This is a genomic window from Paraburkholderia sp. SIMBA_030 (assembly GCF_046535245.1).
Classification (GTDB): Bacteria; Pseudomonadota; Gammaproteobacteria; order Burkholderiales; family Burkholderiaceae; genus Paraburkholderia.
Window position 1 is genome coordinate 59,800 of record NZ_JAWRXB010000032.1, and the last position, 22,895, is coordinate 82,694.

A 22,895-nucleotide genomic window follows, 5' to 3' on the forward strand; every position below is an offset into this window, starting at 1 on the left:
CTCAGGGAATCATTCCGTTCGGCGTGGCGGGACAGACCGCTGCGCGATTGCTTACCGTTGAACCAAGGAGAATTTGCGATGCCTGATACCCTCATCAAGGTCGACCTGAACCAGTCCGCCTACGAGAATGAGAATGTGCATAATCGTTGGCACCCCGATATCCCGATGGCATGCTGGGTGAATCCTGGCGACGACTTCATTCTGGAAACGTACGACTGGACAGGCGGATTCATCAAGAACAACGACAGCGCTGACGACGTGCGCGACATAGACCTGTCGATCGTACACTTCCTGTCAGGTCCGGTGGGCATTCACGGTGCCGAGCCGGGCGATCTGCTCGTCGTGGATCTGCTCGACATCGGCGCGCGGCCGGAGAGTCAATGGGGCTTCAACGGTTTCTTCGCCAAGTCAAATGGTGGCGGCTTCCTCACCGATCATTTCCCGGATGCACAAAAGTCGATCTGGGATTTTCACGGCCTTTACACGAGTTCGCGCCACATTCCCGGCGTGAACTTTGCCGGGCTGATCCATCCGGGGCTGATTGGCTGTTTGCCTGATCCGAACATGCTTGAAACGTGGAACGCGCGCGAAGCTGCGTTGATCGCGACGGAGCCGGAGCGCGTGCCGCCGCTCGCGAATCCACCGTTTGCGGCGACCGCGCATATGGGCAAACTGACGGGTGACGCGAAGGCGAAGGCGGCCGCCCACGGCGCGCGGACGGTGCCGCCGCGCGAGCATGGCGGCAACTGCGATATCAAGGACCTGTCGCGCGGCTCGAAGGTCTACTTTCCGGTGTACGTCGACGGCGCGGGATTGTCCGTGGGCGATCTGCATTTTAGCCAGGGCGACGGCGAAATCACGTTCTGCGGCGCGATCGAGATGGCGGGCTGGGTGCACATGCGCGTCAACCTGATCAAGGGCGGTGTCGAGAAATACGGCATTCGCAATCCTGTGTTCAAGCCGAGCCCGATCACGCCCGCCTACAACGACTACCTGATCTTCGAGGGCATCTCCGTCGATGAAAGCGGCAAGCAGCACTACCTTGACGTGCAGGTTGCGTACCGGCAGGCTTGCCTGAACGCGATTGAATATCTGAAGAAGTTCGGCTATTCCGGCGCGCAGGCATATTCGCTTCTCGGGTGTGCGCCTGTGCAGGGTCATATTAGCGGAGTCGTCGATATTCCGAACGCCTGCGCGACCTTGTGGTTGCCGACGCAAATCTTCGATTTCGACATCCGTCCTAACGCGGACGGCCCGGTCAGGCACGTGAAGGGCGGCGTCGATCTACCGATCTCGCCAGACATCATCTGGTCCTGACGGTCGTTCACCAAGCGAGGGTCAAGTCATGCCAATCTACGACTTTCAATGCGAGGGCTGTGGACCTTTTGCCGTCATGCGCAGTATCGCCGAGCGCGACCGTCCGGGGCAGTGTCCTGAATGCGGCGCGGTTGCGTCGCGGATGGTCAGCGCGCCGGCGCTCGCGCTGATGTCCGGCACCCAGCGTACTGCACACGCGGGCAACGAGCGGGCAGCGCATGCGCCGCGCCATTCCAGCGAGGTGCCGGCGCGGCACCGGCCGGGGTGCGGGTGCTGTTCCGGTGGGAAGCTGTCACTCGCAGGCGCGAGCGGTGGAACAAAGTCGAACGGGCTGAAAAGCGCGAGCGGCGGCGGGCGCCCGTGGATGATCAGCCACTGAACAGACCGACACATGTAATGGCATCTGTCGAGCGGATTGACGAACGAGTTTACGGAAGACTTCTTATCAGAGTGAGAGCAACATTAGTTCTCGCCCAGCTCGCGTTTTCTCTGAAATTGATACTTTCAGAGTTAGTCATTCCATCGTTCCTTCCGCGACGGCATCATGCTTCCGGCGGCGCTGCCCTGAAAAAGAGCGCGTCGATAAAACGTCCAATCCGCCAGGAGCATTGAATTGACAACTGATGAAAAGAAGCCCGACTACGAGCGCAGCGTTCCTGACACGTCGCGACGCAAAATAATCGTTGGCGGCAGCGCGGCAGCCGCGGGCATCCTGTTTGCCGGAATCGCGCAAGCCCGGCAAACATCAGAAGCCCCGCAGACGATGGACGGCCTGCCCGTGCCCATGCCGCCGGCCAACAAAACGGCGGGGCCGATCGTCGCCGGCCGCGACTCGAAGCTGCAAGGCCGCGTCGCGGTCGTCACAGGCGCGGCGCGCGGCATCGGCCGGGCCATCGCGGTGGAATTCGCTGCGAACGGCGCGGACGTGATCGTTATCGACATCGCCGGCCCTGTAAGCATGGCCTCGAACGCCACCCCTGCGACGCCGCAGGAGCTTGAGGAAACAGTTAGCATGGTCAAGGCATATGGCCGTCGCAGCGAAGGCATTCGCGCGGACATCCGCGATATGCACGCACTGCGCGCCGCCGCGGATCGCATCGAGCAGCGTTACGGGAAGATCGATATTGTCGTGGCGAACGCCGGCATCCAGTATTGGAAGCCGCTGCTGGACCTCGAGGACGCTGAATGGTCCGACGTCATCGATAACAATCTCAATGGAACGGCGAATACCATTCGCGCGTTCGCGCCCAAGATGGTGACGCGCAATTACGGGCGCATCATCGTCGTATCGTCGATGCAAGGTCGGCACGGAACCAGGGACGCGGCGGCTTATGCCGCGTCGAAGTGGGGCATCTTTGGGTTGATGAAGTCGGCGGCACTCGAACTTGGCCGCTACAACATCACAGTCAACGCAGTCGTGCCGGGCCTTGTCGCGACGGCTTTGACGCTGTACGACAAGCGATTGACCGAGAGCATCGCCGAGACTGGCTACCATAGGACGAACGGCCCGCTGACGCCGCAGGAAGCGTGGGACCGCCGCGCGGCGACCATGCCGCTTGGTGTTGGCTGGGTGCAGCCGGAAGACATCTCTCCAGCGGCCGTTTATCTCGCCTCGGACGCCGCCGCGATGATCACGGGCTCCGAAATCGAGGTGACGGGCGGCGATAGCGCGAAGAGCCTGTGACATCGGATTCATGATGGGGCTGGTAGGACGAATTTGCCCGCCAACGTCTCCACCGTCGCAACCGCGTATCGCCGGGCATCATCAATGTACGGGCGATTAGCAGCGTGCCTTCTTCCCGCAGCAATTGTTGAAACTTTGCGGGGTGATCGTCATTCCGCTGTAGGCGGTTCGCGCAGCCGCGTGTTTTACTCGCGACGTCCAACGGCTCTCGCAGGAACCGAAAAACGTCGCGGTCGTCACCTTCACCATCCCGGCCGCGATGACGTATTGAGAGCTTAGAAGTGGTGAATCATTGCCACGCGGTAGACCATCTGATTCTGGCCGGTCGACATACCCGCTGCGGCAGGGTTCTGGGCGAAGTCAAAATCGGTACCGGTGTGCGCACTCACGACATGCTGGTATTCGCCTTGCACATAGAGCGATGTTCTCTTGCTCAAATCGTAGTTGAGAGTGAGACCGACCTGATGCCATTTCGGCGTAAAGGAACCGGTGCTCGCGTGAAGGTGTGCGATCGTGAACGTGTATGCCGCGCCAAGCCACAAATTCGGCCGGAAAAAATATTGATTGTTGATTTCGAAGTTGTCGAATTTCCATACATTCCAGGTGCCGCCGGAGGGACCCGTCTGCGAAGAGAAATACCCGTTGAACGTCGGATCATAGACATCGACGTGCGAATAGGTCAGGCCGAAAAGGTCATGGGCAAAGCGGTACGTCGCCCCCACGCCGATGTCTTGCTGTGACGAACCTGCGAACAGCACGTCGCTACCTACAGCACCTACAGCACCGGCCGCCGCCGACGCGCCTGGATTGTTCATCTTCAGATAGGACGCGGCCGTTGTCAGTCCTCCGTGCTGATAGTTCAGCGTCGCGCCCCAGACCCGGTTGTTGGAGAATGCGCCGGGCTGGTTGCTGAAGGCGTACATGGCTTCAGCAGTCAGACCGCGGTAGTTCGGGCTCACGTACTTGACCGCATTGTTGACGCGGAAGTCCCAGTCGGCATTGTCGTTGTCGAACGGATGTGAATTGACGTCGCCGCCGAAGTTGCCGGCTGCGGTCAGTGAGCCGAAGCCGTAGTCGTCCACGCTCGTGTCATATTGGCGGCCAAAGGTCACCGTACCGTACTGATCCGATGACAATCCCACGTACGCCTGACGGCCAAATGCAAGGCCATGACTTTGCTGACCGTTGCTCGGGTCAAAGCCGCTCTCGACAGTGAAGATCGCCTTGTAGCCGCCACCGAGGTCTTCCTGGCCTTTAAGGCCCCAGCGGCTGCCATAGATATCACCCTGTTTCATCTGCACAGCGCTATGGCCGCCCGCATTGCTCGTGAAGTTCAGCCCTTCCTCGAGGAGACCGTAGAGCGACACGCTCGACTGGGCGTGCGCCACGCCCGAAAACATCATGATCGAGGCCGCGGCCGACCAGGCCAGTTTGGTTGTTTTCATCTGCATGTTCCCGAAGAATTTAGTTTGCGTGAAGTTGGTCCAGAGCGCCGGTGTGGTGTTTCGCCGCATGCGCTCCACGGACACCGAAGTCTAGTCAGCAAGAATTCTTCGCTGTCCACAGGAAATGAAATTGATGCTTTCGCCGGGAGGAATAAAGCGGCTCGCCCTTTAGGCAGCGGCAAGAAGTCGTGGCTGCAAGCGGTTGTTGTCTTATGGTTCGTTGCGTTTCGTTGACGCACGCTTGACGATCGATTTTTAGCCTGACCTCGAACTTAAAAAAGACTTCATAAACGCGGAGGTCCCGTTTCACTGCGCCGAGGCGATGATCACGACATCGTTCAATCATCGGCTCACTGTCATGAACCAACTTCAAGCGATGCGCGTCTTTGCCCGGGTCGTCGAACTTGCGAGCTTCAACCTGGCGGCCCGGCAACTGGGCGTATCGCCGGCGGCGGTGACGCGCAGCATCGGCATGCTGGAGGCGCACCTGAATACGCGGCTGCTCAACCGCACCACGCGGACGCTGTCGCTCACTGAAGCGGGCAGGGAATACCTCTGCGGCTGCCGTACGATCATCGAGCAGCTCGATGAAATGGAAGCGAACCTCGTGCAGTCGACGCGCGAGCTGCGCGGCACGCTGCATGTGGCGTGCGTTGCGGCGTTCGCGCAGTCGGGGCTCGCGCCGCTGCTCGCGGCGTACCGCGCGTTGCACGAAGGCGTGTCATTCGAGGTGACGACCTTCGATGTGCGTATCGACATGGTCGAAGGCGGCTTTGACGTTTGCTTCTCCGACAATCCCGCGCTATTCGGTTCGACGCTCGTATGCCGCCCGCTGCTTCGCGTCGCTCAGGTGCTCGTCGCATCGCCAACGTATCTGTCCATCCGCGATAGACCGCATGCTCCATCGAGCCTGGGCCGGCACACGCTGTTATGCCGCTCGGAAAGCGGTCAGCGCTGCTGGGAATTCGTCGATCGAACGGGAGCCCATCGCGTGTCCGTTGACGGTGCGCTGTTGTCGCCCAGTTACGCCATGTTGAAAGCTGCCGCACTGCACGACATGGGCATCGCGTTGCTGCCGCGCCCGATGGTGGAGCCAGAGTTGCAACGTGGTGCACTCGTACACGTTCTCGAGGACTTCGATGTGAGCACCGGGCAGCAGCATCTGAGCATCCTGTATTCGTCGCCCGGGCAGTTGTCGATGAAAGTACGAAGCTTCGTGGATTTCGTGGTGGGCAAGTACCGGAGCTCCAAGCCATCGGCCGCCCTGAGGGCCGTTGCGTAAGCGTCTCTCACGGCGTAGCCGGCTGTCTGCATTGGCGGCCTGATCGCTGTCCCCGATATTCATCGCGCTTTCCTGAACGGAGACGTACTGATGTTGAAACTTGTCAGGCTGGCGTTGACGCGGCCCTATACATTCATCGTGCTGGCCATGCTCATTGCGGTGCTGGGCCCGCTGTCCGCATTGCGCACCCCGACGGACATTTTCCCGGATATCCGCATTCCCGTGATCAGCGTGGTGTGGAATTACAACGGGCTCGAGCCGGACGATATGGCGGGTCGCATCGTCACTTATTACGAACGCACGCTCGGCACCACGGTCAACGACGTCGCGCATATCGAATCGCAGTCGTTCACCGGCTACGGGATCGTGAAGATTTTCTTCCAGCCGAGCGTCGACATCCGCACGGCGACGGCACAGGTCACGTCGATCTCGCAAACGGTGCTCAAGCAGATGCCGCCAGGCACCACGCCGCCGCAGATTCTGAACTACAACGCATCGACGGTGCCGGTCTTGCAACTCGCGATGACTAGCGACACGCTCGACGAGCAGCAGATCGCCGACTATGCGACCAACTCCATTCGTCCGCAACTGCTGAGTGTTCCAGGTGTCGCGATACCGACACCCTACGGTGGCAAGACGCGTGAAGTGCAGATGGACATCGACCCGCAAGCATTGCAGGCGAAAAAGCTTTCCGCCGAAGATGTCGCGGTGGCGCTCGCGCGGCAGAACCAGATCATTCCCGCCGGCACACAGAAGATCGGGGCGTTCCAATACAACATCAAGCTCAACAACAGTCCGCTTGCCCTGCAGGAATTGAACGATCTGCCTGTGAGAGTTGTGGATGGCGCGACGATTTATATCCGCGACGTCGCCCATGTGCGCGACGGCTATCCGCCGCAGACCAATGTGGTCCGCTTGGATGGGCGTCGTGCGGTGCTCATGAGCATTCTGAAAAACGGGTCGGCGTCGACGCTCGACATCATTTCCGGCGTCAAGGCGAAACTGCCGCTCGTCGAGGCGTCACTGCCGCCCTCGCTCGAACTTGTGACCATGGGCGACCAGTCGACGTTTGTCAAAGGCGCGGTGAGCGGCGTTGCGCGCGAAGGCATCATTGCGGCGGCGCTGACCTCCGCGATGATCCTGCTGTTCCTCGGCAGTTGGCGTTCGACGCTGATCATCGCGGCATCGATTCCGCTTGCGGTGCTTGCCGCGATCGCCGCGCTCTCGGCGCTGGGCGAGACCTTGAATGTCATGACGCTGGGCGGTCTCGCGCTAGCGGTCGGCATTCTCGTGGACGACGCGACGGTGACGATCGAAAACATCAACTGGCACCTCGAACAGGGCAAGGACGTGAAGCGCGCGATCCTCGACGGCGCAGAGCAGATCGTGACGCCGGCGCTGGTGTCGCTGCTATGTATCTGCATCGTGTTCGTGCCGATGCTGCTGCTGAACGGCATCGCGCGATTTCTCTTCGTGCCGATGGCGGAGGCCGTGATTTTCGCCATGGTTGCGTCGTTCATCCTGTCACGTACTTTCGTGCCGATGATGGCGCAATACCTGCTCAAACCGCATCTGTCGGGCGGCCATGCCAGCGGCGAACTGGCCGTGGTCATGGACCCGCACGGCGGCTCGCACGCCGTCGCGCCTTCGCGCAATCCATTCGTGCGTTTTCAGCGCGGCTTTGAACGTCGCTTCGAGCGCCTTCGCGCCGGCTACCGCATCGTGCTTGGGCTCGCACTCACTCATCCGAAGCGCCTCGTCGTCGGCTTCATGCTGGTGGTCGGCGCGTCGTTTCTGCTTGCGCCGTGGCTCGGACGAAACTTCTTTCCGGATATCGACGCCGGGGAAATCGCGATGCATGTGCGCGCGCCCATCGGCACACGAATTGAAAATACCGCGAGTCTGTTTGATCACGTCGAGAACACGGTGCGTCAGTTCGTTCCACCGGATCAGCTGGCGAGCGTGGTCGACAACATTGGTTTGCCGGTGAGCGGCATCAATCTGACTTACAACAATAGCGGCACGATCGGCCCGCAGGACGGCGACATCATGATCTCGCTGAAGACCGGTCATGCACCGACGGCGGACTATGTGCGCCGGCTGCGTGAAGCCCTGCCACAGGCATTTCCAGGCACCACGTTCTCGTTTCTGCCCGCCGATATCGTGAGCCAGATTCTCAATTTCGGCGCGCCCGCACCGGTCGATCTTCAGGTTGCGGGGCCGAACCAGGCAGGCAACGAGCGCTATGCGAGCGAACTGCTGCGTCGGGTGAGGATGATTGCAGGCATCGCCGATAGCCGCATTCAGCAGGCGTCCACCTATCCGCAGTTCACGATCGCGGTAAACCGCTCACATGCGGCCCAACTTGGCATTGCGGAAGACGACGTGACGAATTCCGTTGTCGCAACGCTGGCGGGAACGAGCCAGGTCGCGCCCAGTTACTGGCTGAACCCTGAAAACGGCGTGTCGTATCCAATCGTCGCCCAGGCGCCCGAGTACCAGCTGGCGTCGTTATCCAGGCTCCAAAACCTGCCGGTGACCGATCCGAGCGGCCGTTCGCAACTACTCGGCGGCGTCGCGAGCATTACGCGCGGCGTGGGAGACGCGGTCGTCTCACACTACAACATCGAACCGCTGTTTGACATCTTTGCGACCACGCAGGGCCGCGACCTCGGGGCAGTGGCCGCCGACATCGACGATGTCGTGCGTGCAACGTCCAAAGATTTGCCGAAAGGTTCGACGGTTACGCTGCGTGGCCAGGTGCAGACGATGGACAGCGCATTCACGGGCCTGTTGCTCGGCCTCGCCGGCGCCATTGCGCTGATCTATCTGCTGATCGTCGTCAACTTTCACTCGTGGGGCGATGCGTTCGTCATCGTCAGTGCGTTGCCGGCCGCGCTCGCCGGCATCGTATGGATGCTGTTCATCACACGCACACCGCTATCGGTGCCTGCGTTGACCGGCGCAATTCTCTGCATGGGTGTGGCGACCGCCAACAGCGTGCTGGTGGTCAGCTTCGCGCGCGAACGGCTCGCAGCGACACAAGACGCTCTCCGCGCCGCGATGGAAGCCGGCTTCACGCGCTTTCGCCCCGTGTTGATGACGGCGCTCTCGATGATCATCGGTATGGCACCGATGGCCTTGGGCATGGGCGATGGCGGCGAACAGAACGCGCCGCTGGGCCGCGCGGTGATCGGCGGGCTCATCTGCGCAACCTGCGCGACGCTGCTCTTCGTTCCTGTCGTGTTCAGTCTCGTGCATTGGCGTCACGCTGCGCGACAAGACGCTCATGGGAGTTCACGGCAAGACGGCGCGAAACTTCATCCTTCTTCCGAATCTGGAGTCATCCATGTCCACTGACATCGACATCAACGCGCCGAGACGGCTGCGGCATATGAAGCTCGCCGGAGTGGTCGCCCTGCTCGCCGCAGCGGGCCTCGTGACGGACGGCATCGCGAGCCGCGTGCATGCAAAGCGCCAGATGACGGAATGGTCCGCTGCACAGGCGATGCCAACCGTTGCTGTGAATGCGCCGTTGCATGACAGCGCCGTGCAGGCGCTCACCTTGCCGGGCCAATTATCTGCGTTCGTCAACGCGCCGATTTATGCACGGGTGTCGGGCTACCTGCATGCCTGGTATGCGGACATTGGAACGCACGTCAAGGCGGGCCAACTGCTGGGCGAAATCGATACACCGGATCTCGACCAGCAGTTAGCCCAGGCTCGCGCGGACTTGCGCAACTCGCAGGCGAACGAAACGCTTGCTGCATCGACGGCGCAGCGCTGGACACAAATGCTCCAGCAGGATTCGGTCTCGCAACAGGAGGCCGACGAGAAGAAGAGCGATCTCGCCGCCAAGCAGGCAACCGTCTCGGCTAACCAGGCGAACGTGCGGCGGATCGAAGCGCTCGAGTCGTTCAAGCGGATCACGGCTCCTTTCGACGGCACGGTGACCGCCCGCAAGACCGACGTGGGTGCGCTGATCAACGCGGGCGGCGGTAGCGGGCCGGAGCTGTTCACCGTTTCGGATGTGCATCGGCTGCGCGTTTATGTCAGCGTGCCGCAGAACGAAGCTGCGGCGATCAAGCCAGGGATGACGGCGACGCTGACCGTTCCGGAACGGCCGGGCGTGCGGTTCGACGCGAAGCTCGTCGACACTGACGATGCGATTACACCGGCGTCGGGCACGCTGCTGGTTCAGCTGGAGGTGGATAATTCACGCGGACTGCTGATTCCCGGCGAATACACTGAAGTGCATTTCAACCTCGCCACGGACAGCGGCGCGATGACGATTCCGGCGAGCGCGCTAATGTTTCGCGAGGACGGACTGCGAGTCGCGGTGGTTGGACAGGATAGCCGAGTGGTGCTCAAGCCTGTGACCGTCGCGACGGATCTTGGCACGAAGGTCGTGATCGCTTCAGGATTGAACGCGACGGACCGGGTCATCGACAATCCGCCCGATTCGCTCGCGTCGGGCGATGCGGTGCGGCTTGCATCGGCATCCACCAGGCCAGCGGCGGCGCTAGCGCAACGAAACGGCGCGGAGCACGGTCATGGTTAAGCGCCGGCTCTGCGTGGCCCTGGCGGGCATTGCGCTGATCAGCGGCTGCTCGTTTGCGCCGCCTTACCAGGTGCCGCCGTCGGCTGTTCCAGCGACGTTCAAGGAGAGCGGGCCCTGGCAGCAGGCTCAACCGGCCGATCGCGTGCCGCACGGTGCGTGGTGGCAGGTCTATCGCGATCCCATCCTCGATGGCCTCGAAACGCGGGTGGCCACCGCAAACCCCGACGTGGCCGCCGCGCTCGCACGGCACGACGAAGCCGTCGCCTATCTGGACCAGGCACGCTCCGGACTGTTTCCGACCGTTGGCGCGTATGCGCAGGCCTCGCGCTCGCGTCAATCGGACAACCGTCCGTTGCGAGGTGCCACCCAGCCGGCGGTTTACAACTCGGCCACGTTGGACATCGGCATCAACTATGACCTCGACCTGTGGGGCAGGGTCCGCAACCAGATTGCGGCGGGTGCGGCCGCCATGCAGGCGAGCGACTACGACCTCGAATCGTTGCGGCTCAGTCTTCAGGCAAGTCTCGCCGACGCGTATTTCAATCTGCGCGGCCTCGATGAACAGCAGCAACTGCTGGCCGATACGATCCAGACCTACGAGCATGCGCTGACGTTGACGCAGAGCCGCCGTAGAGGCGGGATTGCGTCGGACCTCGACGTGTCGCGTGCGCAGACACAGCTCGAGTCGGCGCAGGCTTCCGCCCAGGACGTAGCTGCGCGACGCGCGCTAGATGAGCATGCGATCGCAACACTGACCGGCACGCCTGCTTCGCAGTTCTCGCTTGCCCCGGTGAGCGGCGATAGTTACTTGCCGTCGATTCCGACGGGATTGCCCGCGGCGTTGCTGCAACGCCGGCCCGACATCTCGGCGGCGGAACGCCGGGTTGCGCAGGCCAATGCGCAGATTGGCGTCGCGAAGGCCGCGTTTTTCCCGGACATTTCGCTGGGCCTCGACGGCGGATATCAAAGCGACACGTTCTCGCCGTGGCTCGCTGCGCCTAACGAAATGTGGTCAATCGGGCCGAGTCTGTTGATGACGCTGTTCGACGGCGGCCGCCGTGACGCGATGACCCGCGAGGCGCGCGCGAAGCTCGCGGAGAACGGCGCGAAGTACAAGGGCACTGTGTTGCTCGCGTTCCAGCAGGTGGAGGACAATCTCGCGCAACTACACTACCTCGGCGATGAAGCCGCAACGGAAGACAGCGCGCTTGCAGCGGCGAGGCGCACGCTCGATCTGTCGATGTCGCGCTATCGCGATGGCGCGGTGAGCTACCTCGATGTGGTCACCGCACAGACAACGGAACTCGAAATGCAGACGGTCGCGATGACACTGCGCACGCGCAGGCTGCTCGCTTCGGTTGGGCTGATCGAGGCGCTGGGCGGCGGATGGTCCGCGGATCGTTCCGATGCGGCAGCCGCGTCGCCGGGTTCGGATTCGGCGTCTTCCACCCAGGCAGTGGCGTCGGTAAAAACGAACTGAAACCGTCGTGACGCCGGTGCATAGCGGCACGTATCGCAGGCTATCGTTTGCGATGCGTGCCGTTTGTCGTAGGTAGCAAGTGCTGGCGTGGCGCGGTAGTGATGGAAGAACCACGGTATTCAGCTTGCGACGCACGGCACTATCAGGCGCGCCGCCGCAAGCGTTCCAGTCATGCCATGTTGCCGCGAATGCGCGGCGGCGATACCCTTAAAAACGATGCCGGAGACCCAGTGCGACAACCGTCTGAGAGTCGGACGAAGACGGGCTCAGGTTATACACCGCCGCACTGAACACGCCGCCGCCGCCCGAAATGCGTTGATAAACGCCTTCCATGTAAACATCGGTGCGGCGGGACAGTTGATAGTCGGCTTGCGCCATCACCTGGTGCCAGTGCGGATCGATATTGCCGTTTGCCCGCGCAAGCTGAGCCATCGTGTACGTATAGGACGCTCCGACGCTCACTGCGGGTGTAATGAAATAGCGGCCTTCGACCTCGAAGTTATCGAATTTCACGTTCGATGCCGACTTGCCGAATGTCTCATTCGGACCGCTCGGCCAGATCGATGAGACGTCGTTAGTGGACGAATGCGTCCACGACACGCCCACAGCCGCGCGGGTGAACGCGTATTTTGCGGCGACGCCGTAGATCTGCTGACGGCTGCCCGTCGTCAGCTGATCTTTGTCCGTTGCACTGACGGCGCCCGCGCCGCCCAATCCCATGCCAGGGTTGTTCTCCTGCAGATACGCGGCCGCGACACTAACGGGACCATGCGCATAGCTGACACCCGCGCTGTATGCGTTGTCGCTCGCGAAGCCGCCGGCCTGATTGGAGAACGCATACATGGCGCCCGCCTTGAAGCCGTTGAACGAAACGCTGGAGAACTTGACCGCATTGTTCAGGCGCATGTCATTTGCCAGATTGTCGTTCTCATACGGATGCGCCGCAAAGTTGCCGCCGAAGCCTTGACCCACTGCCGTCAGCGGTGCAACGTAGTCGACGACGAAGTCGTACTGGCGACCGAACGTCAGCGAGCCGTACGGGTTGCTCAGGCCAACATACGCCTGGCGGCCGAACAGATCACCGCCATTCTTGAACGCGCCGCTGTTCACGTCGAAGCCGCTTTCCAGCCAGAACACAGCCGCCAGGCCGCCACCCAGATCTTCCTTGCCGCGCAAGCCCCAGCGCGAGGTCGAAAGCGTTCCATTGTTGAGCTGATAGTTGCTCGAACCCTTCTGGTTGCTAGAGTAGACCATGCTGTCGTCTAGAAGCCCGAACAGCGTCACGCTGCTCTGTGCGTGGGCAGCTGCGCTGGCAAGCGCCATCGCCCCCGCAATAGTAAAATTGCGATAGTTCATCGATCAGTATTCCTTATGTGATTTATTTCCGGCATCTGAATGCATGCGTCATTCCGTTGCCAGCGTGGCATGTGACAAACCATGCTTTCGTTCATACGCCTGCCCGGCGAGAGAGGCGACGACAACACTTGCTGCCGGGAGGGTTCGAGCCTTCAGACCGACCATGCCGCTTACACCGCAGGCAGCGTGAATATAGGGGACGCGATTTACCGAAGCATGAGGAAAACTGTCGATTAAATGAAACTTTCTTCATCGTGGTAATGCGTTTGCGCAGCATCGTCAGCAAGTGTTTTTCGATCGCTGCACATGAAGATCTTTTCATCGTCTGAAAAGCGATCCGCTAGTGGCGACTGATTATGCTGACCTTCAACCGGTTCACGAACAGCGAAACGTTTGAACGGATCGGTTCTTTTTTCTTAATACGCCCAGGATCTCCAAAATGAATCGTATGACACTCGGCTTTCTTGCGGGAACATTTCTAACCGCGTCCACTGCCTTTGCGCAGTCTGCGCCCTCGAATTCGCCAGCCAACGCGCAGCAGTTCAATGGCGCGTCGCAAGTCGCATTGAATGCGACGTCGCCCGCTTCTGCTGTCGGCGGATGGGTCGCGCCCTATGGCCAACCGGTGGCAGGCAAGACCCGCGCTCAGGTTTATCAGGAGCTGGTACATGCCGAGCAGGACGGCCAACTCGCGTACCTGAACTCGACGGTCTACGCTCACCCGTGAGCGGCCTGCGACAGTCGATCCACAGCGGCGTCAGCGTGCATGCGCTGACGCCGCTCCCTCACCATGGTTCCGACAGCACGACTGCTGGATATCCGCGATGAAAGCTTATCGATTCATGAAGGCCCGAGCGGGCCGGCTCCTCGGCGCAGTGGCGGTCGGGGCGCTGTTATCGGGTTGTGCTGCCACGCAAGCGGGTATGGCCAATCAGTGTGTGGGGCCGCCGAGCTACTGCAACGTTTATTTTGGATCGTGATGAGCACGCTTCCTGTAGCGGGGAAGCGTGCTCATCGTCTGTCAAGAAGATAAGAGAGCGTGCATTGACCGGCGGCCAACACGTTTCACGTGGCTTGAGCGCGCCGCACGACTATCTGATAGCCATAGCGGTTGACCGTATCGATATGTACTTCCAAAGCGTGTTTTGCGAGCTTGCGCCGCAATCTGGACACCACCAGATTCACGCTCGACGGATCGACGTCTTCGCATTCGGGCCACGCGTAGCCGATCAACTGATTGCGCGCGACCGGCATGTTCAGTTGGCGCAACAGGCACTCGAGCAGCATGTATTCTCGACGCGTTACCTCGATCCGGCGCTCGCCGCACACCAGTTCGCGCGTGGCCGAGTCCAGCGCCAAGGCGGTTGCGGACGTTGTTCCTCCACCAGCGGTCGCGGGAATCGCGCGACACAGCGCGCGCATCCGCTCGTGCATTTCGATAAACGATAATGGCTGACAGAAGCACGCATCGGCGCCTGCGCGCAGCACCCGCGTCCTTTCGTTGGCCCCGGCGCTCGCCAATGTCACGATGATCGGGGCGCCGCACGCGGAGTGCGCGAGTTCCGGCAACGCGTCGAGTAGACCAGGATACGGCGAGGCTTCCGACGACATCACGATAATTGCGTCGAAGATCTCCTGGCCCGCTACAAAGATTCCGTCGCGCAGATCATCTACGCGCTGGAGACTGTTTGTACTCTCATGCAGTGCCTTATAGAGCCAGGCGGATTCCGGATGCGATCCGGCAATTAGCAACACGCGCATAAGCTTGAAGTAGAACGGTCAGTCGAAGAAAACGATCAGGCGAGGGTTCTGGTCCAGCATTCGATCGAGATACGTGTACCTGGGTTTGCGTCGCCGATACGCATCGTGAAGTCGTGCACGGTAATCACCGCGGATACGATGCTTAGCCCGAGCCCCGAGCCCGCCAGATGTCGCGTGCGTTCGCCGCGATAAAAGCGTTGCAGGACTGCATCGCGTTCGTCGGCGGCAATACCTGGACCGTTGTCGATCACGTCGATCCGCGGGCCAAACGGCGTTTGATTGAGTTCGAGCCGGATAGCGCCGCCGTCTGGCGTGAACTTGATTGCGTTGTCGAGCAGATTGCTGAGCGCTTCGAATATCAGCGCACGGTCTGCATGCGTGGACCCAACGGGCACAGTATGAACGACAAATTCAATCGACCTGCTCTCGGCAAGAGGCTCAAACAGTTCTCCGACTTCCCGCACCAGCGTTTCCAATTGCACTTTACCAAAGCCTCCGCGCCGCTGCAGCGTGCCAATTTCGGAGATGCGCAGCATCGCGCGAAAGCGCTCCAACAGAGCGTCCGTTTCGCCGCGTGCCTTGTCGATCAGTTGTTCCAGCGTGTCGTCGCGCGCGCCGCTGGTCCGCTCGTCGATGCGCATCAGCAATGTGCGCACCCGTGCAAGCGGAGTACGAAGATCGTGCGCAATACCGTCACATGCGCCTTTGACCTCGTTCATCAGGCGTTCGACTTCGGCGAGCATGTGGTTGACCAGATGCGCGAGCATGTCGATTTCATCCCGCCCGCCGACGGGCAGACGTTGCCCCAGGTCACCTTGTGCTATCCGTTGCGTCGCGTGCCGGATCGCCTTGATACGCCTGACCTGCCTGACACTGAGCGCGAGTGCGGCCAGCACCCCGGCGCTCAGACATAACACGCCGCCGACAATGAGCGTATTGATGATGATCTGCTGCCGCCGCAGGATGTTGGTGAGATCGCGTGCCACGACGAGCGTCTGGCCATTCGCGCGGCGCTCAGCCATCGCGCGCACGACCGGGCTAGACCCATTGCTGATTGTATTGAGCGCGAGTGTGAGCGTTACCCCGGCGCGATTCACGGGAACAGACGGAGGGCGAGCGAGTATGTCGCCTGCCAGGCAGGTCCCGTCCGCGGCGAATAGTCCATAGTAGTTTGGGTGCATACGCTCGTGCTCACTGCGCAGCTGAACGGCGTCGGCGAGTTCGCCGTCGGCAAAGGAATCGAAATAGATCAACTGCCAGTGCAGCACGATGTCAATCTCGCTTTCCATCGTGGAAGTGACCGATTTGCCGATCAGGCCGAGCGCCAACACCACCGATATCGAAAAGATAAAGGCGTAGATCGTGAGCAGGCGAACCGTGGTCGAATGCCAGCGGCCACCAACTGCCGGAGCGGGGACAGAAGTTTCCGTCAAAGCCGCGCTACCCCAGCAGGTACCCTGATCCGCGCACCGTGTGGATCATCGGTTTAACGCCGGGCGGGTCGATTTTCCTGCGCAGTCGCCCCATATGCACGTCGATCAGGTTTGTGCCCGGGTCGAAGTGATAGCCCCATACGGCTTCGAACAGCATGGTCCGCGTAATCGTCTGATGAGCGTGACGCATCATGTATTCGAGGACGCGATACTCCGTGGGCAGCAACGAGATTTCTTCACCATCGCGTTTGACGGTGCGTGCGATCAGATCGAGTTCGAGAGGTCCGACGTTCAGCGTCGATTCTGCCTGCGACGGGCGCGCTTGCCGGCGACGCAACAGCACCTCGATGCGCGCGGTCATCTCGTCGGGATCGAAAGGCTTTGTCAGATAGTCGTCGCCGCCGGCGCGCAACCCTCGAATGCGTTCGTCGACATCGCCCAGCGCGCTCAGCATCAACACCGGCGTCTGAATGCCGATACTGCGCATGGTAGTCAGTATGGTCAGACCATCGACACCGGGCAGCATGCGGTCTAACGTAATGATGTCGTAGTCGTCACTGAACGCACGCGCCATTCCGTCACGCCCATTGGCAACCCAATCGACCGTAAATCCGCGCTCTTTCAACTCGCTGACAATTTCCCCGGCGGTGATCTCGTCATCTTCGATAGTCAGGACACGCGACATAGTCGTTCCGTACGCCGCACGGATCCCCGGTAGGGAGGACGTCCGGCGCGGCAAGTGAGCACTGGGGTACATAATGCCATGTTCCATATTATCGGGTCTACGCTTGGGGCATGACCGCAGTATTCAACTCGCAGTAGCGCGTGCAAGTCCAGATCACGGCAAAAGCGTAACGGCGCGCCGATGCTGCGCGCATATCAGCGGCATGAAGAATTATTTAATTTCGTTCTGGTGCGGGTCGCTGTGCATGCGCACCGCGTCGACTTCCGTCTAACCGACGGAGGGGGCCTGGCTGGGTGGCGGCGGTTAATTCGGCATGCAATGTTCGTCCCTGAGCGCCGCGAGGTGGTGCGTGAGGGCGCCGCACAACTGTTGCAGGCTGTGCGGCGGCAGTGCGAAGCCCGCCCAGCCCAGGCCGCTATGGCGAAGAAGCAGTACGGCGCCGTCATACAACAAATGTTTCTCCGAATGCCAGCACGGGTCCATCTCGAGCACGTATTGTTGATCGCGAGGCGGGTCCTTCGGCACTTCCGGCCGCATCGCGGCGCGAAGATAGCTCAGGTGCTGGATCACGGCATCGACGTCTTCGGCGTCGAGCAATACTGCGGCATCGTCGATCGCAATGCGGACCGATTGTCTTCCATACGCGTTGACGACTTCAACGCTCATCGGGCGCGGCATCGTGGGCTCCTCGAACGTATCAGGGTGAGGCGAATTATGGAACTCACCAGCCGCCGCAGTGTGAAATAGCGCGACGCGTCGATGAAACCTTATTTAATCGACACGCGAACTATTTCGTCATGCGTTCATTCCGCGGACGGCTGACAGCCGCACACACTGTGTGATGCGTTTGCGCCCCTCCGGTCCGCGCAGCGTGAAATAACTTTCATCTCCACGACGTCTGGTCACGACAGGTGAAACGCTATCGTGAATGCACGCTCATGCGCACTAGCGGTCGCGTGCGTCGTCTGGATGGCGACGTGATCGCCCCTTTGATCAGTAACAGGAGTCTTTAATGAATAGCCGATTGAAACTGGCCGTGATCGCCGGATTGATGATGATAAGTGTCTCTGCAAGTGCAACGGAAAAACTGTCGGCAGCGGAATGCCATTTGTATCCATTCGCACCGGTTAAAGGCGAGCTTACCCATCGCGATGTGATGCGGGAGTTATCGGAACTTGAATCGGTCGGTTATCAGCCAGCGGAAAACGATCCGCACTATCCGGACGACATTACACGCGCGGAGAAGGCGTTGCACGCGAAATTCGTCGCCGATTGCAGCCCGACGACGCAAGCATCGGACACGGCGCCTGTCGGCAAGAGTTCGTAGGCATTCTGGTGTGAGAAGACGAGGCCGCTTTGTGGGCAGGTTGTCCGCAACGCAGGCCACCGGCGAGGTAATGCAGGCCGTGGCGCCACGCGGTTTATCTGTCCCTTGCGCCGACTCGTAACCGCGCCTGCAACTGCCCGTCGACGTCTCGTTCAAAGAGCCGCGCGGACTGGCTATGCGCCGCTTTCGGTGCGGGCGGTCGCGCCATTCACATGAGTGTATTAATGTCAATTTCGCCCCGAGAGTCGAAGTTCCGATCCGTCTTGCGGATCATCAGCGGCAACTTTCTCGAGATGTACGATTTCATGGTTTACGGCTACTACGCGTCGGCCATTGCCAGAACCTACTTCCCTGCGGATAGCGATTTTGCGTCGTTGATGCTTTCGTTGTCGGTATTCGGCGCGGGTTTTCTCATGCGACCACTTGGCGCAATCGTGCTCGGCGCGTATATCGATCGAAACGGGCGGCGCAAGGGGCTCATCCTCACACTGCTGATGATGGCGCTCGGCACCGCGACCGTGGCTCTCGCGCCGGGATATGCGGAAATCGGTCTGGCCGCGCCCGTGCTGGTGCTGCTGGGCCGGCTGCTGCAGGGCTTTTCGGCCGGCGTCGAACCCGGTGGCGTTTCAGTGTATTTGTCGGAGATCGCCCCAGAAGGGCAGAAAGGCTTTTATTGTGCGTGGCAGTCGGGCAGTCAACAGATGGCGGTGATCTTTGCCTCGCTGATCGGCGTCTTGCTGCCGCGGGCGTTGCCCGCAGCACAGATGGCTGCATGGGGCTGGCGCGTGCCGTTCCTGATCGGCTGTCTTCTCGTGCCGTTTCTGTTCGTCGTCCGCCGCTCTCTTCACGAGACCGGCGAATTTCTTGCACGCAAGAGCCATCCGCCTATCGCGACCATCGTTGCGTCGATGCTGGGCAACTGGCGGGTGCTGATCGGCGGTATGGGGCTCGTCCTGATGACCACCATCTTGTTCTACACGATCACCGCATATACGCCGACGTTCGGCAAGCAGGTGCTCGGGCTATCGTCCACCGATACCTTTGTCGTCACTCTTTGCGTTGGCGTCTCGAATCTGTTCTGGCTGCCGCTGAGTGGCACATTATCAGATCGCATCGGGCGGCGTCCGGTGCTGATCGCCGCCGCCGTGCTGGCGATCGTATCCGTCTATCCGGCCATGCAATGGCTGGTCCACGAAACGACGTTTAGCCGGCTGCTCGCCGTCGAACTGTGGTTGTCGTTCATCTATGCATCGTATAACGGCGCGATGGTGGCGGCGCTGACGGAACTGATGCCTCCGGGCTCGCGCACCGCGGCGTTCTCGCTGACCTACAGTCTGGCGACGGCCGTCGGCGGCTTCACGCCAGCCATCTCGACATACCTTGTCGACGCCACCGGCAGCAAAACGGCGCCAGGTTTGTGGATTTGCGCCGCAGCCGCGTGCGGGTTAGTCGCGACGGTCCTTCTATATCGCAGGAACGGAGTGCAGGGTCAGTACGAACTTGGCAAATAAGCGTTGGTGGATTCGCGCCAGTTGTTTCGCGAGTGATCAGCACTCAGCGCATCTCGAACAATTCCTGATGAAAGTCCGCTTGTGCCAATCCGAGCGCGACCAGATCCTGCCGCAGCGCCCGACCGAACGCTGCGGGTCCGCAGAACCAGACATCCGCGGACGTCCATGCAGGGACGATCTCGCAGAGGCGCGCCGCTGTCAGCCGGACATCCTTACCGCTAACCAGTACATGAAGGCGTACATTTGCGCGCGTTGCCAACTGCCGCATTGCGCCGACGAACGCTTCGTCGTATGCGTTCGTGCTGTAGAAGAGGTCCACGGCGTGTGCGTCGGGCTCATGCAAGTCGCGCGCTCGCGCTTGCATCCGGGCAAGGAACGGCGTGATGCCGATGCCGCCGGCTATCCAGATTTGCGTCGGCTTGTCGCCGCGAAAATCGAACGCGCCATAGGGTCCTTCTACGGTCACGAGACCGCCGTGCTTCAAGGTGTCCGGCAGCTTTTCAGTGTAGTCGCCAATGCCCTTGATATGAAAGCGCAACTTCCCGTCGTCATGCCATGAAGATGAGATCGTAAACGGATGCGCGCCTTCAGCCGCATCGAAGGTGACGAAGGCAAACTGACCGGCGGCATGACCGAACCAGCGGTCCCTCAATCTGATCACCACACTCAGCACCCGCATGTCGCGATAATGGACGAGGCTCTCGATCACGCCGACCGCCCGCCGCGTGTGTCCGACCCGGCGCAGCAGCGAGACGGCGGCTGCCAGCGTAGCCGCAAGCACGAGAAGTCCCACGACTGGGCCGATGGCTGCACGCCAGTAGTTGGGTTTCATCAGCACGATCGCGTGGAATCCCAGCGCGGGATACACGACTGCCATGAGCCGATGTGTCTTGAAGAAATGGCGATAAGGGAAGTTCTTCAGCAAAGCAGCGAGGGCAAGCACCACGGTCGCGTAAAACGCCCATTCGCCGATGCTTTTGGCGAGCCCGTGCTGCGTGGTGAGGAAATGAGCGACGCCACTCAGCGTTTCGGCCGGCGACGACGCCGGTTTGCGCAATGGCTTTCGCATCCAGCCCAGATCGGCGAGCCAATTCGGCAACTTGACCCAGAGCCAATGAACTATGGCTAGCACCAGCGCACTGATACCAAGCCATTTGTGAAGACGGTACGTCTTGTCGAGACCGCCCAGAAACGGTTCAACACGGGCCGGCCGCATCGCGAGAAGCATGCCGGCACTCATGCACCCGATGGCGAGAATGCCGGTGAAGTTGATCATCGATAGCTGCAAGGCACGAAACGCCTGGAGTGCGCTCGAGAAATCATCGGCGAGAAGCCACAGCAGGCTCAGTGCCAATAACAGAAAGAGATAGGCAAGCCTGATGTTCTTCATAAGTTCGATCCTCAGCAGCGGTTCGTTTGTTTCGCCCGGTCCCCGGTCCTCCAGGTGCTACTCGGTTCTTCGTCGATATGATAGATCGGCTCGCGGTGAGACCGACCCAGCGGGGAATGTAGCCGGGCTCGCCTATAACGCCGGTTGTATCAACGTGAAAGTTGTTTCATGAACGAGAAGCCTGGCGCGCTTCGCACTTGAGAGCGAAGCTGCGGAGAATGACATGAATAAAGTTTCATTTTCGTAGGGCCGTTTGGACGGCGATGGTTCGGTAAGCTGATTTCATCAACTGATCCAACGGAGAATGTCCCTCATGAAACGGTATCCCGCGAAGTCTCTTCTGAAAACTATCGCCGTTGCGGTCGCGCTCTTTGCGCCCGCCGCAGCATCATACGCACAGGAAACTGTGATCGATGGAATGGATTTCGGTCCCCTTGCGAAATTTGCAGGGACCTGGAAGACTGTCGCGCCAGGAGGCGTAGATGTGGCGCCGGGCCAGACAGGTTCAAAGGTGGGCAAGGGCGAGCCGGCAATCGAGCCCTACTACGAAACGCTAAGCTTTGAGCCGGCAGCCGATGCCAAAAATGCAAGTGATCAGTACCTGGCTGCAATGTACTACAAGCTGGAGGTTTTCAGAAAAAGGGATAACAGGAAATTCCACGACCAGCGAGGTTACCTTTTATACGACAAGAAGAACCAGATGGTATATGACACATTCTGTATTCCCCGTGGGGTGTGCGTCGTAGCTGAGGGCAAAGCGGGAACAAAAATGACGCTGACATCGCAATCGAAGGGAGTGGCCGAGTCACAGTACATGGTGAAAAACGACGATGCCAGCGGCTTCAGAATCACCTTTGACATGGCGGGAGACACACTGAAGTACGCACAAGCAACAGCATTGCATGTGTACGGCAAGCCGTTTTCCCACGTCGACTCGAGCACGCTGGGTAAGGTTAACTAGGCACGACGGCACTCCCGACTGAACATCGCAGCGCACTGCGGGCAATGCGCGCAACGTGCGAGCCACACACGCCCGGGCGGGCGGGGCATAGAACTCAGTCAAATTTTATTTTCTGTTGACGAATGTTTCCTCGCTGACTGATAGTCTGGGCCCTAAAGATCCGTTAATTCCAGGCTCCGTGCGTGAACGACACAACCCGCCCTTCCTCATCGCGCGCTGACCACGTGTACTACAGCGTGCGCGACGATATCTTCGAGATGCGCCTCTTGCCCGGCGACCGGCTCACGGAAGGCAGCATCGCCGAGCGCTTCGGCGTGTCGCGCACACCCGCGCGCGAGGCGCTGCAGCGTCTGCAGAGCGACGGCCTGATGCGCGGCTACGTGCGCGGCGGCTGGGAAGTGGTACCGATCGATCTGAAGCGCTTCGAAGACCTGTACGAGATGCGCAAGCTGATCGAAACTTTCGCGGTGGGCCGGCTGGTCGCCGCCGATACGTCGTTGTCGGGCCGCATGCAGCAGACCCTTGACCGGCTCGATGCGATCTGGAAGGTACCGCACGCACAACGTATCCGCGACGGGCGTGCGCGATACCGAGATCACCGATCCCGACCACACGCGCGCCGATTCGCGCGCGCTGCTCGAACCCGCGGCGCTCGACGCGATGGCCGCACGCTTCTCACCGACGCAGGCCGCGCCGTGGGGC

The 22,895-nt window shown here is 60.6% G+C and carries 19 protein-coding genes; 12 read left to right on the plus strand and 7 right to left on the minus strand.

Going from position 1 to position 22,895, the window contains the following annotated elements; translation table 11 throughout:
• The first annotated feature begins 78 nt into the window (after window positions 1-78).
• From fmdA to SB772_RS36760, 3 genes are all read left to right on the plus strand, one after another.
• Window positions 79-1,317: a formamidase gene (gene fmdA / locus SB772_RS36750; protein ID WP_410838020.1), complete on the plus strand. Its 1,239-nt coding sequence runs from the start codon at window positions 79-81 to the stop codon at window positions 1,315-1,317.
• Window positions 1,318-1,345: 28 nt separating this feature from the next.
• Window positions 1,346-1,696: an FmdB family zinc ribbon protein gene (locus tag SB772_RS36755; RefSeq protein ID WP_410838021.1), complete on the plus strand. Its 351-nt coding sequence runs from the start codon at window positions 1,346-1,348 to the stop codon at window positions 1,694-1,696.
• A gap of 234 nt (window positions 1,697-1,930) precedes the next feature.
• Window positions 1,931-3,001, plus strand: a complete 1,071-nt coding sequence (locus SB772_RS36760; protein ID WP_410838022.1) for an SDR family NAD(P)-dependent oxidoreductase — start codon at window positions 1,931-1,933, stop codon at window positions 2,999-3,001.
• A gap of 275 nt (window positions 3,002-3,276) precedes the next feature.
• Here the strand turns inward: SB772_RS36760 and SB772_RS36765 are convergent, their stop codons facing one another.
• Entirely contained in the window at window positions 3,277-4,446 is a 1,170-nt protein-coding gene (locus tag SB772_RS36765) for a porin (RefSeq protein ID WP_410838039.1), read from the minus strand.
• Window positions 4,447-4,804: 358 nt separating this feature from the next.
• Between SB772_RS36765 and SB772_RS36770 the strand changes: the two genes are divergently transcribed.
• The 4 genes from SB772_RS36770 to SB772_RS36785 all read left to right on the plus strand — a co-directional run bounded on the left by SB772_RS36770 (window position 4,805) and on the right by SB772_RS36785 (window position 11,769).
• Window positions 4,805-5,728, plus strand: coding sequence for a LysR family transcriptional regulator (locus SB772_RS36770; RefSeq protein ID WP_410838023.1), 924 nt, complete (start codon window positions 4,805-4,807; stop codon window positions 5,726-5,728).
• A gap of 90 nt (window positions 5,729-5,818) precedes the next feature.
• Entirely contained in the window at window positions 5,819-9,088 is a 3,270-nt protein-coding gene (locus tag SB772_RS36775; RefSeq protein WP_410838024.1) for an efflux RND transporter permease subunit, read from the plus strand.
• Entirely contained in the window at window positions 9,078-10,289 is a 1,212-nt protein-coding gene (locus SB772_RS36780; RefSeq protein ID WP_410838025.1) for an efflux RND transporter periplasmic adaptor subunit, read from the plus strand. The genes SB772_RS36775 and SB772_RS36780 overlap by 11 nt, the downstream gene beginning before the upstream one ends.
• Window positions 10,282-11,769, plus strand: coding sequence for an efflux transporter outer membrane subunit (locus tag SB772_RS36785; RefSeq protein ID WP_410838026.1), 1,488 nt, complete (start codon window positions 10,282-10,284; stop codon window positions 11,767-11,769). The genes SB772_RS36780 and SB772_RS36785 overlap by 8 nt, the downstream gene beginning before the upstream one ends.
• Before the next feature lie 207 nt (window positions 11,770-11,976).
• Here the strand turns inward: SB772_RS36785 and SB772_RS36790 are convergent, their stop codons facing one another.
• Complete coding sequence (locus tag SB772_RS36790) at window positions 11,977-13,125, minus strand: porin (RefSeq protein ID WP_410838027.1); 1,149 nt, start codon at window positions 13,123-13,125, stop codon at window positions 11,977-11,979.
• Between the two features lie 448 nt (window positions 13,126-13,573).
• On the opposite strand from SB772_RS36790, the gene SB772_RS36795 reads away from it, so the two are divergent.
• The gene (locus SB772_RS36795) at window positions 13,574-13,852 is read left to right on the plus strand and encodes a DUF4148 domain-containing protein (protein WP_410838040.1); all 279 of its coding nucleotides are present in this window, start codon (window positions 13,574-13,576) and stop codon (window positions 13,850-13,852) included.
• 338 nt (window positions 13,853-14,190) lie between these two features.
• Here the strand turns inward: SB772_RS36795 and SB772_RS36800 are convergent, their stop codons facing one another.
• From SB772_RS36800 to SB772_RS36815, 4 genes are all read right to left on the minus strand, one after another.
• Window positions 14,191-14,886: a response regulator transcription factor gene (locus tag SB772_RS36800; RefSeq protein WP_410838028.1), complete on the minus strand. Its 696-nt coding sequence runs from the start codon at window positions 14,884-14,886 to the stop codon at window positions 14,191-14,193.
• Window positions 14,887-14,921: 35 nt separating this feature from the next.
• Complete coding sequence (locus SB772_RS36805; RefSeq protein WP_410838029.1) at window positions 14,922-16,319, minus strand: sensor histidine kinase; 1,398 nt, start codon at window positions 16,317-16,319, stop codon at window positions 14,922-14,924.
• Between the two features lie 7 nt (window positions 16,320-16,326).
• The gene (locus SB772_RS36810) at window positions 16,327-17,004 is read right to left on the minus strand and encodes a response regulator transcription factor (RefSeq protein WP_410838030.1); all 678 of its coding nucleotides are present in this window, start codon (window positions 17,002-17,004) and stop codon (window positions 16,327-16,329) included.
• Window positions 17,005-17,307: 303 nt separating this feature from the next.
• A complete protein-coding gene (locus tag SB772_RS36815; protein ID WP_410838031.1) occupies window positions 17,308-17,682 on the minus strand; it encodes a hypothetical protein in 375 nt (124 codons plus the stop codon).
• 346 nt (window positions 17,683-18,028) lie between these two features.
• On the opposite strand from SB772_RS36815, the gene SB772_RS36820 reads away from it, so the two are divergent.
• Window positions 18,029-18,331, plus strand: coding sequence for a DUF4148 domain-containing protein (locus tag SB772_RS36820; protein WP_410838032.1), 303 nt, complete (start codon window positions 18,029-18,031; stop codon window positions 18,329-18,331).
• A gap of 224 nt (window positions 18,332-18,555) precedes the next feature.
• The gene (locus tag SB772_RS36825) at window positions 18,556-19,842 is read left to right on the plus strand and encodes an MFS transporter (RefSeq protein WP_410838033.1); all 1,287 of its coding nucleotides are present in this window, start codon (window positions 18,556-18,558) and stop codon (window positions 19,840-19,842) included.
• Between the two features lie 43 nt (window positions 19,843-19,885).
• Here the strand turns inward: SB772_RS36825 and SB772_RS36830 are convergent, their stop codons facing one another.
• Window positions 19,886-21,232, minus strand: a complete 1,347-nt coding sequence (locus SB772_RS36830; protein WP_410838034.1) for a ferric reductase-like transmembrane domain-containing protein — start codon at window positions 21,230-21,232, stop codon at window positions 19,886-19,888.
• Window positions 21,233-21,545: 313 nt separating this feature from the next.
• On the opposite strand from SB772_RS36830, the gene SB772_RS36835 reads away from it, so the two are divergent.
• Entirely contained in the window at window positions 21,546-22,193 is a 648-nt protein-coding gene (locus tag SB772_RS36835) for a heme-binding beta-barrel domain-containing protein (protein WP_410838035.1), read from the plus strand.
• Window positions 22,194-22,375: 182 nt separating this feature from the next.
• Window positions 22,376-22,895 (plus strand): GntR family transcriptional regulator (locus tag SB772_RS36840; protein WP_410838036.1); only part of this gene is annotated, 520 nt, incomplete at its 3' end.